The organism is Pararhodobacter sp. CCB-MM2, assembly GCF_001691415.1.
GTDB lineage: Bacteria > Pseudomonadota > Alphaproteobacteria > Rhodobacterales > Rhodobacteraceae > Pararhodobacter.
In genome coordinates this window covers 89,677-104,673 of the sequence record NZ_LRRR01000015.1, presented here as the reverse complement: position 1 = coordinate 104,673, position 14,997 = coordinate 89,677, and the positions used below count along the sequence as shown (strand labels likewise).

General features: G+C 69.6%; 17 protein-coding genes. 10 read left to right on the top strand and 7 right to left on the bottom strand.

Translation table 11 applies throughout. From position 1 onward, the window contains the following. Positions 1-37: 37 nt before the first annotated feature. Genes BCY78_RS15095 through BCY78_RS15080 form a run of 4 tightly spaced genes read right to left on the bottom strand, consistent with a single transcriptional unit; the run spans position 38 to position 3,810 of the window. Complete coding sequence (locus BCY78_RS15095; RefSeq protein ID WP_068303520.1) at positions 38-1,075, bottom strand: TRAP transporter substrate-binding protein; 1,038 nt, start codon at positions 1,073-1,075, stop codon at positions 38-40. A 59-nt stretch (positions 1,076-1,134) separates the two neighbouring features. Beyond that, positions 1,135-2,463, bottom strand: coding sequence for a TRAP transporter large permease subunit (locus BCY78_RS15090; protein ID WP_068303519.1), 1,329 nt, complete (start codon positions 2,461-2,463; stop codon positions 1,135-1,137). Between the two features lie 4 nt (positions 2,464-2,467). Then, complete coding sequence (locus BCY78_RS15085) at positions 2,468-2,974, bottom strand: TRAP transporter small permease subunit (protein WP_068303516.1); 507 nt, start codon at positions 2,972-2,974, stop codon at positions 2,468-2,470. Further along, a complete protein-coding gene (locus BCY78_RS15080) occupies positions 2,974-3,810 on the bottom strand; it encodes an N-formylglutamate amidohydrolase (RefSeq protein ID WP_083195061.1) in 837 nt (278 codons plus the stop codon). The genes BCY78_RS15085 and BCY78_RS15080 overlap by 1 nt, the downstream gene beginning before the upstream one ends. Before the next feature lie 156 nt (positions 3,811-3,966). On the opposite strand from BCY78_RS15080, the gene BCY78_RS15075 reads away from it, so the two are divergent. After that, positions 3,967-4,875: a MurR/RpiR family transcriptional regulator gene (locus tag BCY78_RS15075; RefSeq protein WP_068303514.1), complete on the top strand. Its 909-nt coding sequence runs from the start codon at positions 3,967-3,969 to the stop codon at positions 4,873-4,875. A gap of 9 nt (positions 4,876-4,884) precedes the next feature. After that, positions 4,885-6,546 carry a Na/Pi cotransporter family protein gene (locus BCY78_RS15070; RefSeq protein ID WP_068303512.1) on the top strand — a complete coding sequence of 554 codons (1,662 nt, stop codon included), beginning with the start codon at positions 4,885-4,887 and terminating at the stop codon, positions 6,544-6,546. A gap of 7 nt (positions 6,547-6,553) precedes the next feature. On the opposite strand, the gene BCY78_RS15065 is transcribed toward BCY78_RS15070, so the two are convergent. Next, complete coding sequence (locus BCY78_RS15065) at positions 6,554-7,330, bottom strand: A24 family peptidase (RefSeq protein ID WP_068303509.1); 777 nt, start codon at positions 7,328-7,330, stop codon at positions 6,554-6,556. Positions 7,331-7,416: 86 nt separating this feature from the next. Here BCY78_RS15065 and gspG point away from each other — a divergent pair, with 86 nt between their 5' ends. Genes gspG through BCY78_RS15025 form a run of 8 tightly spaced genes read left to right on the top strand, consistent with a single transcriptional unit; the run spans position 7,417 to position 12,347 of the window. Continuing rightward, on the top strand, positions 7,417-7,923 hold the full coding sequence (gene gspG / locus BCY78_RS15060; RefSeq protein ID WP_083195060.1) for a type II secretion system major pseudopilin GspG: 507 nt from the start codon (positions 7,417-7,419) through the stop codon (positions 7,921-7,923). Continuing rightward, positions 7,892-8,407 (top strand): GspH/FimT family pseudopilin, encoded by a 516-nt coding sequence (locus BCY78_RS15055; protein WP_158515943.1) that lies wholly within the window; start codon positions 7,892-7,894, stop codon positions 8,405-8,407. The genes gspG and BCY78_RS15055 overlap by 32 nt, the downstream gene beginning before the upstream one ends. Continuing rightward, positions 8,392-8,751 carry a prepilin-type N-terminal cleavage/methylation domain-containing protein gene (locus BCY78_RS15050; RefSeq protein WP_068303501.1) on the top strand — a complete coding sequence of 120 codons (360 nt, stop codon included), beginning with the start codon at positions 8,392-8,394 and terminating at the stop codon, positions 8,749-8,751. Before BCY78_RS15055 ends, BCY78_RS15050 begins: the two co-directional genes overlap by 16 nt. Continuing rightward, positions 8,748-9,323, top strand: coding sequence for a type II secretion system protein J (locus BCY78_RS25615; RefSeq protein ID WP_068303498.1), 576 nt, complete (start codon positions 8,748-8,750; stop codon positions 9,321-9,323). The genes BCY78_RS15050 and BCY78_RS25615 overlap by 4 nt, the downstream gene beginning before the upstream one ends. Before the next feature lie 17 nt (positions 9,324-9,340). Continuing rightward, entirely contained in the window at positions 9,341-10,171 is an 831-nt protein-coding gene (locus tag BCY78_RS15040; RefSeq protein WP_068303496.1) for a type II secretion system protein GspK, read from the top strand. Between the two features lie 3 nt (positions 10,172-10,174). Further along, entirely contained in the window at positions 10,175-11,347 is a 1,173-nt protein-coding gene (locus tag BCY78_RS15035; RefSeq protein WP_068303494.1) for a hypothetical protein, read from the top strand. Beyond that, entirely contained in the window at positions 11,344-11,856 is a 513-nt protein-coding gene (gene gspM, locus BCY78_RS15030; protein ID WP_068303493.1) for a type II secretion system protein GspM, read from the top strand. The genes BCY78_RS15035 and gspM overlap by 4 nt, the downstream gene beginning before the upstream one ends. Next, the gene (locus BCY78_RS15025; protein ID WP_068303492.1) at positions 11,853-12,347 is read left to right on the top strand and encodes a hypothetical protein; all 495 of its coding nucleotides are present in this window, start codon (positions 11,853-11,855) and stop codon (positions 12,345-12,347) included. Before gspM ends, BCY78_RS15025 begins: the two co-directional genes overlap by 4 nt. Positions 12,348-12,352: 5 nt before the next feature. Here the strand turns inward: BCY78_RS15025 and BCY78_RS15020 are convergent, their stop codons facing one another. Together BCY78_RS15020 and BCY78_RS15015 are read right to left on the bottom strand one after the other, a co-directional pair. After that, entirely contained in the window at positions 12,353-13,561 is a 1,209-nt protein-coding gene (locus BCY78_RS15020) for a type II secretion system F family protein (RefSeq protein ID WP_068303490.1), read from the bottom strand. Next, on the bottom strand, positions 13,558-14,994 hold the full coding sequence (locus BCY78_RS15015) for a GspE/PulE family protein (protein ID WP_068303487.1): 1,437 nt from the start codon (positions 14,992-14,994) through the stop codon (positions 13,558-13,560). Before BCY78_RS15015 ends, BCY78_RS15020 begins: the two co-directional genes overlap by 4 nt. Positions 14,995-14,997: the final 3 nt, after the last annotated feature.

The following is a 14,997-nucleotide window of genomic DNA, read 5'->3' as shown; positions in this document are numbered from 1 at the left end:
GGGTGCAGGGGGGCGGCAAGCCCCCCTGCGTCTGTCGTCAGCTGTAGCGATACGGCCGGCCAGCGCGGTCCATGGCCGCGTTGTAATCCTTGAAGATCTGCACGACCTCGGCCTTGGTCTCGCTTTCGGCGCCGATCTCGTCCCAGAAGCTGCGGGCAGCGGTCTCGACGGTGGCCCATTCGGCGTCGGGGATCGAGGTCAGCTCCAGCTTGGTGCCTTCGGTCCGGTAGCGCGCCTCGCCGGCCCAGTACCAATGCTGGCGATAGTAATGCGACTGCTCGAAGCAGGTGGCGACGAGGTTCTGCAGATGCTCGGGCAGCTCGTTCCAGCGGTCCATGTTCGAGAAGAAATGCCCGATCCACGCGCCCGAGATGTTGTTGGTCAGGAAGTGGCTGGTGACATCGGCCCAACCCACGGTATAGGCCTCGGTCGCGCCGCACCAGGCCACGCCGTCGATCTCGCGCGTTTGCAGCGCGATCTCCACGTCTTCCCACGGCACGGTCACCGGCACGACACCAAATTGCGACAGGAAACGGCCGGCGGTCGGGAAGGTGAAGACCCGCTTGCCTTCCAGCTCGGCCAGCGAGGTGATCGGCGAGGAGGTGATGAAGTGGCACGGATCCCACGAGCCGGCCGAGATATGCTTCACGCCGACGGCGGCATATTCGCGTTCCCAGATCTCCTTGAGACCCCAGTTGTTGAACAGGGCCGGCACGTCCAGCGAATAGCGGCTGGCGAGCGGGAAATAGCCGCCGAACACGGTGACCTCGGTGGGCGAGGCCATCGAGTCATCATCCGACTGCACGCAGTCGATGGTGCCCCGCTGCAGCGCCTGGAACAGCTCGCCCGTGGGCACCAGCTGGTCGGCGTAATAGAGGTCGATCTGCATCTCGTCGCCGGCGATGGCGTTGAACATGTCCACGGCGGGTTTCACCACATGCTCACCCAGCGCGGCGCCCGCGTAGGTCTGCATGCGCCAGCGGATGGTCGACTGGGCTTTCACGGCGGGCGCGGCCAGCGCGGCGGCACCGCCGAGCGCGCTGGTGGTCAGGAACTTCCGTCTCGTCGTCGTCATCGTCGTTTCTCCGTTCTGTTGGACTTGGGAGGGGGCGGGCCGTTCGGCCTCGTTGAGGATCACGGGTTGTACATCGTCTGCGGCAGCCACAGGGCGATCTGCGGGAAGATCATGATCAGCGCCAAGGCGGCCACCATCACCGCCACGAAGGGCACGATGGAGCGGTAGATATCCGCCAGCGACACGCTGGAGGGGGCCATGGCCCGCATCAGGAACAGGTTATAGCCGAAGGGCGGCGTCATGTAGGCGATCTGGCAGGTGATGGTATAGAGCACGCCGTACCAGACAAGGTCGAATTCCAGCGCCCGGACGATCGGCACATAGAGCGGCGCCACGATCACCAGCATCGCCGTGTCATCGAGGAAGGTGCCCATCAGAAGGAAGCTGATCTGCATCAGGATCAGGATCTGCCAGCGGTTCAGGCCCAGATCCTCGACGAACAGCCGCTCGACGAATTCCACCGCGCGCAGCCCGTCGAAGATCGCCCCGAAAGCCAGCGCGGCAAGGATGATCCACAGGAACATGCAGCTGACGGACAGGGTCTGCACCATGCAGGTCTCGAACACCTGCTTGGTGAAGCGCCGCTTGTAGACTGAGGCCGCGACGGCCGCCAACGCGCCGATCACCGAGCTTTCGACCAGCCGAGTATAGCCCAGCACGAAGGGCACCATCATCACGAGGAAGATGGCGAGCGGCAGCACCCCGGCCCAAAGGAGCTGGCGCTTCTCCTCGGGCGAGACGGCGGCGCGTTCCTCGTCCGTCAGGGCCGGACCCAGCGCCGGATTGATCCGGCAGCGCACCCAGATGTAGACGATGAACATGCCCGCCATCAGGATCCCCGGCAGGATCCCCGCGAGCCACAGCTGCGCCACCGGCTGCCGCGCGATCATCGCATAGAGCACCATCACCACCGAGGGCGGGATCAGGATGCCGAGGGATGACCCGGCCTGAATGACCCCTGTGACCATCCTCTTGTCGTAGTTTCGCTTCAGCAGTTCCGGCAGGGCGATGGTCGCGCCGATGGCCATGCCCGCGACCGACAGCCCGTTCATCGCCGAGATCAGCACCATCAGCACGATCGTCCCGATCGCCAACCCGCCGGGAACCGGCCCGAACCAGACATGGAACATGCGGTAGAGGTCATCGGCGAGGCGGCTTTCCGACAGCACATAGCCCATGAAGATGAACATCGGAAGCGTCAGCAGCGGGAACCAGTTCATCAGCTTGAAGGCCTGCGAGAAGGCGATGTCATGCCCCCCGCGGTCGCCCCAGAGCATCAGCGCGGCCACCACGGCGACGAAGCCGATCACGCCGAACATGCGCTGTCCGGTCAGCATCAGCACCAGCAGGGTGCCGAACATCAGCGCGGCGATCATCTCGGTGGGCATAAACTCAGAGCTCCTTGCCGCGCCAGCGCGCGATGTCACGGATCAGGAAGGCGGTGCATTGCAAGAGCATCATCGCGATGCCGATCACCATGACGATCTTCACGGGCGCCATATAGGGACGCCACAGCCCGCGCCGGCGCTCGCCGTATTGCAGAGCGTATTGCAGGCTTTCCCAGCCGCCCCAGAGAAGGACGCCGAGATAGAACAGCAGCGTTCCGATGGTCAGGATGTCGACCAGCGCCTTGGTGCGGTCCGACCAGCGGGAATACAAAAGGTCCATCCGTACCGCCGAGCCGACCTGCAGCGCATAGGCGCCGCCGACCATGAAATAGCCCATGAGGATGAACTGGCTCATCTCGTCGGTCCAGATCGGCGGCTGGCCCGAGGCACGGGCAATCGCGCCCCACAGCAGCACCCCCATCAGGGCGATCAGCGAATACATGGCGATGCGGCCGAAGAACCAGTTGAAGCGTTCGACCCAGCGGACATAGGCGACGAGGAAAGCGGGCATCAGCAGGCCCCCGTGGCATGAAGGGCCTCGGCCAACACCGGGGCAAGGCGCTCGGCCATCGCCAGCTGTGCCGGCTCATCGGCGATCAGGTCGTTGCGGATTTCCAGCATCGTGTTCGGCAGGCGCAGCGGCACGGCATGCAGGCGGATCGTATGGGTCACGTCGCCCTTGGCCGAATAGGGCTCATTAAGGCGGGTATCGAGGCCACAGCCCTCAGCCGCCGTCAGCGTCGCCATGGTCAGGGCCAGATCGTCGTCATGGATCACGCCGAATTCCACGTCGCGCGTCACGCCGTTGTAGACGGGCGTGAAGGAATGCACGGCGATCAGCGCGGGGCGGCGGCCCAAGGCGACCAGCCGGTTGATCTCGGCCGCCAGCGTGGCGTGGAAGGGCAGGCAGATCGCCTCGGTCCGCGCGAGGCGCTGGGCGGGCGTGAGATCGGCGTTGCCGGGGACGTCATGCACCTCGGATCTCGGGGGCATGGCGCCGGGATGATCGGGCGCGCGGTTGAGGTCATAGGCCAGCCGCGACAACGGGGCCGAGACGAGGAGCGCCCCGCCGCATTCCTTGGCCAAGCGGGCGGCCAGCCCCCGTGCCAGACCCAGCGCGCCGATGTCATAGGCGGCATGCGAGACCTTCGCCGCGTCGGACAGGCCCAGATCGCCCCCCAGTGCGGGATGCTCGACGGGCAGCACGTTCGAGGCATGTTCGCAGATCAGCACCAGACCCGCCGGGCTGTCGTCGCGACCGGGGCTGCCATCGGCCCGCCAGTGCTCGACCACACCGTCAAAACGGGGGGCATCGGCGGCGGAAGGGCGCGCGTCGGCAGGGGGCATCGTCGGGGGCTCCGGTTCTCTCGGTGCCTTGAGCCTCGGCCATGCAACACGATTGTGTCAAGTTCTTTTCTGAATTAGAATTCCTGTTACAAATCGAACAGACGCAAGGCGCCTGTTTTCCGTGCAGCCGTCTCCCGAGGACCAAGGGGATCAGCGATGAGCGACACGACCGGACCCGAAAACCAGCCGTCGGACCCGCAACCGTCGGAGACGCCGGAAGCGCGTCTGCGTGCGGCGATGCCTGATCTGACGCGGGCGGAACGGCAATTGGCCACGCATATGCTGGGCAATTACCCGGTGGCGGTGCTGGGCTCCGTCGCCTCGGTCGCGCGCGGGGCTGGGGTCAGCGGGCCCACGGTGGTGCGTCTGGTGCAGAAGCTGGGCTATTCCGGCTATCCCGAGTTTCAGGCCCAGCTGCGCGAGGAGGTCGGCGAGAAACTGGCCTCGCCCATCGCCAAGCGCGAGAAATGGGCGGGCGACGGCGCGCGCGATCATGTGCTGGACAGCTTCGCCACCAAGGTGATCGAGAATGTCTCGGCCACCTTGGGGCAGATCGATCACGCCAGCTTCGACGCGGTGGCGGATCTGCTGGCCGACCGCGACCGGCGGATTGCCATGCTGGGCGGGCGACTCACCCATCCGGTGGCCGAGTATCTGGCGACGACCCTGCGCGTCACGCGCGGAGAGGTCAGTTTGTGGTCAAACCTGCCCAATTCCTGGCCGCCCGCCCTTTTGGACATGCGCGAGGGCGACGTGCTGGTGGCCTTCGACATCCGCCGCTACGAGGCCTCGGTCACGCATATCGTCGAGCTGGCACGCGCGCAGGGGGCCGAGGTGGTGCTGATCACCGACCGCTGGGTCTCGCCCGCCGCGGCGCATGCGCAACATATCCTGCCTTGTCATATCGAAGCGCCGAGCGCATGGGATTCCATCGCCGCGTTGGTTATGTTGTCCGAAGCGCTGCTGGCCGGGGTGCAGAACCGTAGCTGGGACCAGACCTCGGACCGCCTTCAGCGCATGGAATCGCTCTACGCCCGCGCGCAATTGTTCCGCCGGGCCCGCTGAGGAACTTTGATGCACCCGATCCTTGTGCTGGTGAATCTGGCCGCCGCCGTCATGCTGTTGCTCTATGCCGTGCGCATGGTCCGGACCGGGATCGAGCGGGCGCATGGCGCGGCCCTGCGCGACCGGCTGCAGGGGGCGTCGAACAACCGGATCACCGCCGCCATCGCCGGGGCCTTTCTGGCCGTGCTGTTGCAAAGCGCGACGGCGGTGGGCGTGCTGGCGGCGGGGTTCGCGGCCTCGGGCATCGTCAGCGTGGCGACCGGGCTTGCGGCGCTGCTGGGTGCGGATCTGGGCTCGGCGCTGGTGGTGCGGCTGCTGGCGCTCGATCTGAGCGAGCTGCTGCCGATCCTGATCCTGACCGGCTGCGTGCTGTTCCTGAAGGTCGAGACCCGGCGCGCCAAGCAATACGGCCGCATCGTGCTGGGCATTGGCTTCGTGCTGCTGTCCCTGAAGATGATCGGCGAGGCGACGCTGCCGATGCGCGAATCCGAGGCCCTGCCGATGGCGATGGATTATCTGGGCCGCGACCCGCTGATGTCCTTCGTGGTGGCGGCGGGTCTGGCGTGGCTGGTGCATTCCTCGGTTGCGACCGTGCTGTTGCTGGCGGCGCTGGCCGAGGGCGGCGGGCTGCCGATGACCGCCGCGCTGCCGATGCTCTTGGGCGCGAATACCGGCGGCGCGTTGATCGCCGTCTGGCTGACCCGCGGGATGGAGCCCGCCGCGCGGCGCATCCCCTTGGGCAACCTGCTGCTGCGGGGCCTTGCGGCGCTGGTGCTGCTGTGGCTGGGCTGGATGAGCGGCGCAGGGCTGCCCGATTGGCTGGGCACGGCACCCGAGGTGCGGATCGTCAACGCGCATCTGGCCTTCAACGCGCTGGTGGCGATCCTGGCGCTGCCGCTGATCGGCCCGGCGCTGAAGCTGGCCGCGATCTTCGCGCCTGAGAAGCCCGAGCCGCTGGTCGCCGGGCAACGGCGGATGACGCCGCTCGACCGCGCTTCGCTGGCACTGCCGCAGCTGGCGCTGGCCTCGGCCAAGCGGGAGCTGTTGCTGATGGGCGCCGCGCTGGAAGAGATGCTGCGCCCCGCGCCGGAACTGCTGGCCGAAGCGGCGCCAGAGACCCTACGGTCGACCGCGGCGCTGGATGACGAGATCAACAAGCGTCACGACGACATTAAGCTGTTCCTCGCCGCGCTGGGCGAAACCGGCCTCGCGCCCGAGGAATCGCGCGAGGCGATGCATCTGACGGGGCTGGCGATCAACCTCGAACATGCGGGCGACATCATCGCCAAGACGCTGGTGCCGATGGCGCAGAAACGGGTGGCGACGGGGCGGCAATTCTCGGCCGTCGGGCGTGACGAGCTGGCGGCGATGCATCAGCGCGTGTTGGGCAACCTGCAGCTGGCGATGAACGTGCTGGTCTCGGGCGATGCCGGGGCCGCGCGGCGGCTGATGCAGGAGAAGGAGGCGATGCGCTCCCTGGAGCGGGCCAGCCATCAGGCGCATCTGGCACGGCTGAGCGCGGGCAATGCCGACAGCCTCGCGACCTCGCATTGGCATTTGGAGGCCCTGCGCGCTTTCAAGGAGATCAATTCGCTGTTGGTCTCGGTCGCGCTGCCGATCCTTGAGGAGCGCGGCGAAGTGCTGCGCTCACGCCTCGCGACCGAGGCGTGAGGCCGGCTCAATAGGCCGAGGGCAAAACCGCCACCAAGGCCCCGGCGAGGGCCAGCGCCGCGCCGAAGGGCAGCCGGCCCAGCCGCCGCACCGAGCGTCCCTTGCGCCGCGCGCGCAAGAGCGTCAGCACCAAGGCGGTGCCCGCGCCAAACAGCACGACCAGCGGCAGGCGGACGGCCCCCAGCGCAAGTCCCAGCGTGGCGATCATCATCACGTCGCCGAAGCCCATGCCTTCACGCCCGGTGAAGAAGCCATAGCCCGCGCGGATCAACCAGAACACGCCGCCCCCGATCGCCGCACCCCACAGGGCCCAGGTCACGCGCTGCGCCAGATCCGGCCAGCCACTGCCGTCACCGGCCAGTGACAGCGCCAGCCCCAAAGCGGCGGCGACGGCCATCAGCGGCTCGGGCAGGCGGAACCAGCGCAGATCGGCCACGGCCAGGGCCAGCAAGGTCCACATCCACAGCCCCAGCAGCAGGGCGCGCGCGGGATCGGGCGCCGCCCAGGCGGCGGCGAGGCCCATCAGCGCGCCAAGGATTTCGGCCTGCCACAGCACCGAGGGGATTGCCGTTCCGCAATGGCGGCACCGTCCCCTGAGCACCAGGTACGAGGCCAGCGGCACCAGATCGCGGGCAGTCAACGGCGTGCGGCATTTCCGGCAATGCGAGCCTCCGGTGACGAAGCCTTCCCGGCGGATCAGACGCTCCGGCAGCAAAGCGGCGAAAGAGCCCATCGCCGCCCCCAGCAGGGCGAACAGGAGATACAGCGGAAGGGAAGGGAGCATGTTCAGGCCACCGCTTCAGGTTGCCGCAAGGCAGGTGGGGCGCTAGGGTCGGTGGTACGGATTGGCAAAAGCGATTTCACCACGTCATGTTTAAGCTTAAAGCGTTAACCAAATCTCTGCAAAACGCAAGAAAGTCGCGGATTCAGGCGCGTGGACGCCGGGGCAAGCTGCGGCGCGATGCCGGTCTCACCCTCATCGAATTGATGGTCGTGGTGGTGATTCTGGCGCTGCTGGCCGTGGTCATCGTGCCGCGCGTCATCGACAGGCCGGATCAGGCCCGTGCCGCGCGGGCACAGTCGGACATCGCCGCGATCACTTCGGCGCTGAACCTCTACCGGCTGGACAACGGCAGCTATCCGACGACGGATCAGGGCCTTGCTGCGCTGGCGACCCGGCCCACCGCCGCGCCGGTGCCGCAGAACTGGGCCGAGGGCGGCTATCTGGAGCGTGTGCCCGAGGATCCCTGGGGCCGGGCCTATCTTTACCTTGCGCCGGGCGTCCATGGGCCGTTCGACATCGTCAGCTATGGCGCGGACGGGCGCAGCGGGGGCAGCGGCGGCGATGCGGATATCACCAGCTGGCAAGGCGAATAACCCGCGCCCCGCAGCCCGGGGTTTCACGCTGATCGAGCTTCTGGTCGTGGTCACGATCCTTGCCGTTCTGGCCAGCGGGGTAGGGCTGTCTGCCGGCGGGCTGTTCGCGCGGCCCGGCGGGGCCTCGGCGGCGGAGCGGCTGCAGCAGGCCGACCGCCGCGCCCGCGACTTCGCCCTGTTCGGCAACCAGCGCACCGGCTTGTTCCCGCGCCGTGATGGCTGGCAACTGGCGCGGCTGGATGGCGAGGGCCTATGGCGGCCCGAGGGGGCGGTGCTGCGCGTCGCCGGGGCCTCGGCGCAATGGACGGTGGCGGGGCGCAATGTGTTGCCCGGCCTCTCGGACCCCGGCCTGCGCGACGTGCCGCCGGTGCAATTCGCGCCCGATGGAGGCAGCACGACCTTTGTCGTGACGCTGCAGATGGGCTCTGACCAGCTGCGCTGTTCCGCACCGGCGGGCGAGGGGCTGACATGCGCCGCGCCATGAAGGGCTTCACCTTGATCGAGCTGGCGGTGGCGGTGGCGATCCTGTCCATCGGCACCATCGCCGCCTATCGCAGCTTCGATCAGGCGCAGCGCGGCATCGGTGGCCAGCTGGACCGCGCCATGGCCGAGGAGGTCGCGCTGAACCGCGCCGCCGAGCTGCGGCTGCTGGGCATGCGCGGAGGGCGGCTTCTGCCCGTGACCGAGGAACAGGCCGGCCACGACTGGCGCGTCTCAGTGACCGAGGAAACCACTGCCTCGGGCATGATCCAAGCCGCGATCACCGTCAGCGCCGAGGGGCGGCCGGGCGCGCGCCTCGTGGTGGTGGTGCCGGAGGACCGGCCATGACCGTCCGGCGCCGCCCCCGCGGTTTCACCCTGATCGAACTTCTGGCGGCGATGGCGATCCTTGCCGTGGTCTCGGTCATGGCGGTGCAGGCGCTGAGCGGCGTGTTCTTCCAGCGCTCGGTGCTGGGCCGGGTGGATGACCGCGCGGCCGAGCTGATGCGCAGCCTCAGCTACCTGCGGCAGGATCTGTCGGCGGCGCTGGATCTGGGCGTCGAGCCCCCCGAGGAGGACGCGCCGCCCGCCGCGCCGGACCCGTCGCTGGTCGGTGGCCTGCGCTTCGAGGACGACGTGCTGGTGATCCCGCGCGGCGGTCTGGCGGTTCTGCCGGGGCAGGAGGGCCTGCCGGTCGGCCATGTCGTCTGGCAGCTGCGCGACGGGGCGCTCTATCGCGACGTCTATCGCAGCCTTGCGCTGCCGGAGAGCCTTTCACCGGACACCGCGCCGCTGCTGTCAGGCGTCACCGATTTCTCCCTGATCGCCCGCAACCCGGCGGACGAGGGGTTGGCGGCGGGCTGGGAGGTCACGCTTCAGACCGAGGCCTGGGGCGCGCTGCGTCTGGTGGTGGCGCGATGAGGCGGCGCGATCGGGGCATGGCGCTGATCCAGGCGCTGCTGATCGTCGCCGCGCTGGCCGCCGTCGCCACGGCGCTGCTGCTGCGGGCCGAGAGGGCGCGCGAGCGGCTGGAATGGCGCTTCACGGCGGATCAGGCGGGGCTGTATCTGGACAGCGGGGCCGAGTTGCTGCGCACCAGCCTGCCACGCGGCGCGGTGTATCTGGCGCAGGATTGGAACCGCCCGCGCGAAGGGCTGGAGATCGACCGCGGGCGTTTGGGCTGGAGTGTCACGGACCTGCGCGGGCGCTTCAACGTGAACCTGCTGCTGGCGGATGAAACCGGCCTTTACCGCGACGTGTTCGAAGGGCTGGCGCGCGAGGTGGGTGTCCCGCGCGCCGAAGTCGCCGCGACCCTGCGCGGGCTGGAGGAGCGGACCGCGCCCCTCGGCAATGCCGAGATCCTTGCGCTGGGCTTTGACGACGGGGAGCGTGATGAGGCCTGGACCGAGATGCTGGATCTGGTCTGGGCCTGGCCGGCGGAGGAGGGGATGAACCTCAACACCCTGCCGGAGGACACGCTGGCGCTGTTGTTGCCGGGGATCGGGCGCTCGGGCCTCGACGCGCTGCGCCGCGAATTGGAGGGCGATCCCGAGCAGAGCTATGAGACCCTGCTCGACTGGGTCGAGGACCGCTTGGGCGAAGAGACCCGCACCCTGTTGGAAGCGATGCCTTTTTCCACGGAATCCTCGCTGTTCATGGCGCGGTTGACCCTGCAGCTTGACACTCTGGTCCTGCGTCGGTCTGTTGTTCTTGACACGGGCGGCCCCGAGGGGGTCAGTGCCATCGTGATGTCGATACCAGGACCCTGAGTGATGCCGCAGAAAGCCTCCGTCCGACGCCGCCGCACGGCCGCGCCCGCGACCTGGCGGCTGGGCGAGGGTGCGCCCCCGGCGGGGCCGTTTCTGGCGCTGGTGCCGGGTGCCGAGGCGCCGCTGATCTCGCTGACCCTGCCCGCCACGCTGAAGGGTCCCGCGCGCGAGGATGTGGCACGCCGGCAGGCGCAGGACCGGCTGGGGCCGGGGCTGGAGCTGCGGCCCGCCCGTCTCGGCAATGCCGCCGACAGCTGGACCCGCGCCGCGCTGGCCGACCGGGCGGCGGTGCTGCGCTGGCGCTCGGCGCTGGGAGCCGCGGCGGCGCGGTGCCGGGGTATGGTGCCGGATTACCTCGGGTTGCCGGTCGCGCCGGGGCTGTGGAGCCTGCGCGCCGACCGCGAGGGGGTGATCGCGCGGCTGGGTGTGCAGGACGGCTTCGCGGCGGAACATGCGCTGGGCGTGAAGATGCTGGCGCTGGCCCTGACCGAGGCGCGGGCGACCAACAGCCTGCCGCGTGCGGTGCTGCTGACCGGCGAGACCGGCTCTGCCTTCGCGGACCTCTTCGACGGGCTGACCTTGGTGCGCGACACCGCCGATCTGCCCGCCGGGATGGAGCCCGCCCTGTTGGCCCATGGCGAGGCCAGTGTCGATTTCGCCCGTGACCCCCGCGCCGATGCGCAGGGGCTGGAGGCCCGCCTGCGCCGGTTTGCGTTGCCGCTGGCGCTGGTGGTGCTGGGCGCGTTGGGCTGGGCCGGGGCCGAGGCGCTGGCGATCCGGCAGGACCGGGCCGAGGCCGTGGCGATCGACCGCGCGGTCGAGGCGGCGGTGCGGCGCGATATCCTGCCCTCGGGGCCGATCCTCGATCTGCGGGCGCAGGTGACACGGGCGATTGCCGCCCGGCGTGGCGCGGTGACCGAGGCGACCGGCCCGCTGCCGCCACTGGAGATGTTGCGCGCCGCCACGCCGGTGCTGGCCGCCGGCGCGGGCAACGTCGAGGCGGTGTCGCTGGGCGTGGCCGGGCTGTCGGTGGAACTGCGCCTGCCGGACTTCCGCGCGCTTGACGCCTTGGTGCAGGCGCTGGCGGCCGAGGGGATCGGCGCGCGCATCCTGCGGTCCTCGACCGATCCGGAGGGCGGGATCGGCGCCTCGCTGATGCTGGAGGCCGCGCCATGATCGCCGCTCTCGCCCGCCTCCTTGCCCGCCGCAGCCCGCGCGAACGCCTGCTTCTGGCGCTGCTGGTTCTGGCGGCCCTGCCTTTGGGGGCGGTGACGCTTGTCGCCCTGCCGCTGGCCGAGGCCCGGCAACAGGCCGCCGCGACGCTGTCCGAGGCCCGCGCCACGCAGGAATGGTACCGCGCCCGACAGGTCGAGATCGCCGCCCTTCCCGCGCAGGGCGGGCCCGCGCCGGAGCAGGCGCGTGTCGCCCCGGTGGGGCTGGGCGGGATCGAGGCGCGGCTCATCGAGGCCGGGTTGCGCGACGGGGTGACCCGGTTGGCCGAAGCCTCGGGGCGCCGCGTGGCCTTGGACCTGACCGGCCAGCCCTTCGCGCCGTTGATGGACTGGCTGGCGGCACTGGAGGCCGACGCAGGCTACCGCGTCTCGGCGCTGCAACTGGAACGATCCGGCCCGGGCTTGGTTGACGCAGAGCTGCAACTTGAGCCCCTGCCGGAGACCGCCCCATGATCCGCGCCTTCCTTCTGTTCCTCGGCCTTTGGCTGGGCCTGTGTCTGGCCGTGCTTCTGGGCGGGACGGTCGGGCATCTGCGCCAGCTCTCCGACTGGACCGGCTGGGCGCTGCCCGCTTGGACCGAGGGGCTGGATGCCGACGCCGGCTTCCGCCACGGCGCCGGCCGTCTGGAGGGGGCGCGGCTGAGCTGGGCCTTGTCCGGCCTGTCGGGCTTTGACGTGCGGCTGTCCGGCCCGGACTGGCAGGCCAGCGGTTTCGCCACGCCGGAGGGGGCGAGCCTGCGCGTCGATCAGTTGGCCGGGTTGGTGCCGCTGACTTGGCTGCAGGCCGGGCCGGGGCTGTTGTCGCTGGACGGCGGTCAGCTGCGTCTGGGGCTGGACGGCACGATCGACGACGGCCAGCTGCAGGGGCAGGCGCGCGGGTCCGAGCCCGAGGGCGCGGTGACGCTGGACTGGACCGGAGATGGCTGGGCACTGGCCGCGCGCTGAGGGGATCAGCCCGAGACCAGCGCCTGCATGTCGAAGATCGGCAACAGGATCGCCATGACGATGGTCAACACCATGCCGCCGACGATCACCATCGACGCGGGTTCGATGATCACCGACACCCGCTTGCGCTCTGTCCGCAGCCAGCTTTCCGCCAGCACCGCCGCGCGCTCGGTCATCGGGCCCAGCCGCGCCGAGGCCTCGCCGGCCTGCACCAATTGCCGGGCCACGGGATGCAGGAAGGGCAGGCGGTTCAGGGCCTGACTGAGGCTCTCGCCGCGTTTCAGCGCCTCGCCGGCCTCTTCGGCCTCGGCGCGGTAGCGGGCGATATCCAGCACACCCGCCGAGAAGCGCAGAGCCTCGGTCAGCGGCAGGCGCGAGTTGATGACGACGGCCAGGGTGCGCAGGTATTGCGCGGCGGCGGCCATGCGCAGGAACCGCCCGATCAGGGGAAGGCGCAACAGGAAGGTGTCGCGGCGGGCGCGTAGGGCGGGGTTGCGGTTGATGCCCATCACCGCCAGCACCAGCAGCGCGACGGCGACGAGCAACAGCAGCCAATGGTCGCGCACCCAGTCGACGATGCCCATGACAGTGACGGTCAGGGGCGGCAGGGGGCGGCCGGAATCCTCGAACATCGCGACGATTTCGGGCGCGACGGTGGTCATCAGGATGGCGCAGACGACGATTGCGACGACGGTCACGAAGGCCGGGTAAACCAGAGCCGAGGTGATCGCGGCACGGTCGCCGGCGCTGGTTTCCAAATGGGTGGCGAGGGTCTCGAACACCGCCGCCAGATCGCCCGATTGCTCGCCCGCGCGCACGGCGGCGGCATACCACGGCGGCAGGGCCCCTCCGGCGCGCCCCAAGGCGTCGGCCATGCTCTCGCCCTGCAACAGGCCCGCGCGGGCTTCGGCGGCGAGGCGTTCGATCCGTGCGGCGCCGGCAGCACCCTGCACGGCCTCCAGCGCGGCATCGGCGGCAAGGCCCGCGCCCAGAAGCACGGCCATCTGCCGGGTGAAGACCGAGAGCAGGTCGCGGTCGATCTTGCGTTCCCGCCGGCGGGTCTTGGTGGCGGCGCCGGCCTGGGCCTCCAGCGTCGAGGGCATCAGCCCCAGCGCGGCGACGCGGGTCGAGGCATCGGCTTCGTCCTCGGCCACCACCACGCCACGGCGACGTTTCCCCTCGGGCGTGTAGGCGGTGTAGGTGAAGGTCTTCACGCGCTCTCGCCCAGCACGCGGCGGATTTCGGACAGCGAGGTCGCGCCGTCGGCCACCAGATCCAGCGCCGATTGCATCAGCGAGGGCCGCGGCCCGGCGATCTCGCGCAGGCGGATCTCCGAGGCATCACTGTCGATCCCGGCGCGCAGGGGCTCGTCGATCTCCAGAATGTCGAAGATGCCGACCCGGCCGGAATAGCCGGTGCCGTCGCATTGTTCGCAGCCCTGCGCATGGGGCACGGTGGCGGGCACCGGGCGGTCATGGGCGCGGAACTGGGCGGCCTCGACCTCGGTCGGGGGCTCGTGGCGGGTGCAATGCGGGCAGAGCCTGCGCACGAGGCGCTGCGCCATCACCCCGCGCAGGGTGGCGGCGACCAGATAGCCTTCGACCCCCAGTTCACGCAGGCGGACCACGGCGGAAAGCGCGGTATTGGCGTGCAGGGACGAGAAGACGAGGTGACCGGTCAGCGCCGCCTCGCAGGCGACCTGCGCGGTCTCGCCGTCGCGGATCTCGCCCACGAGGATCACATCGGGGTCTTGGCGCAGGATCGAGCGCAATCCGCGCGCGAAGGTCAGGCCGATGTCGGGGTTCACGGGCGTCTGGCTGATGCCGGGCAGGTCGTACTCGACCGGGTCCTCGACCGTCAGGATCGTGCGTTCGCGCCGGTCGGCCAGCCGCAGCAGCGAATAGAGCGTCGTGGTCTTGCCCGAGCCGGTCGGACCGGTCGCCAGAATGATGCCATTGGGCAGCGCGGCGAGGCGGTTGAGGCGCTCGGCATTCTCCTGCGACAGGCCGAGGCGGTCCAAGGCCATCAGCCCGCCGGAGCGATCCAGCAGACGCATCACCACCCGCTCGCCATGATGGCCGGGCAGGGTGGAAAGACGCACGTCGATGGCCCGCCCGCCCAGCCTCAGCGCGATGCGCCCGTCCTGCGGCAGGCGCGTCTCGGCGATGTCGAGCCCGGCCATGACCTTCAGGCGCGAGACCACGCGTTTCGCGGGCACGTCGCGGCGGTCGAAGACGTTCTGCATCGTGCCGTCGATGCGCATCCGGGCGCGCAGGCCGTCCTCATGCGGTTCCAGATGCAGGTCCGAGGCCGCGCCGCGCACCGCTTGTCGCAGAAGCTGGTTCACCAGCCGGATCACCGGCGCGTCCTCAGGGTCCTCAAGGATATCGCGGGCGAGGGTGGCGTTGCCGTCTTCAAGGTCGAAGGCCACGTCCTCGGTGTCGCTGGTGCCATTGTCATAGAGGCGCGCCAGCCGGGACTGGAAGCCGTCAAGGTCCAGCCCCTCGGGGTCCAGTGCCCGTCCGGCCCGCAGACGCGCGGCGCGCAGGCCGTTCATGCTGGCTTCAGGCCCGGTCAGCAGGGAGGCCTCGTCCAGCGCCACCTGATTGTCGCGGGCGAAGGCGAAGGGCAGGCGCGCGCCGCTCATCGC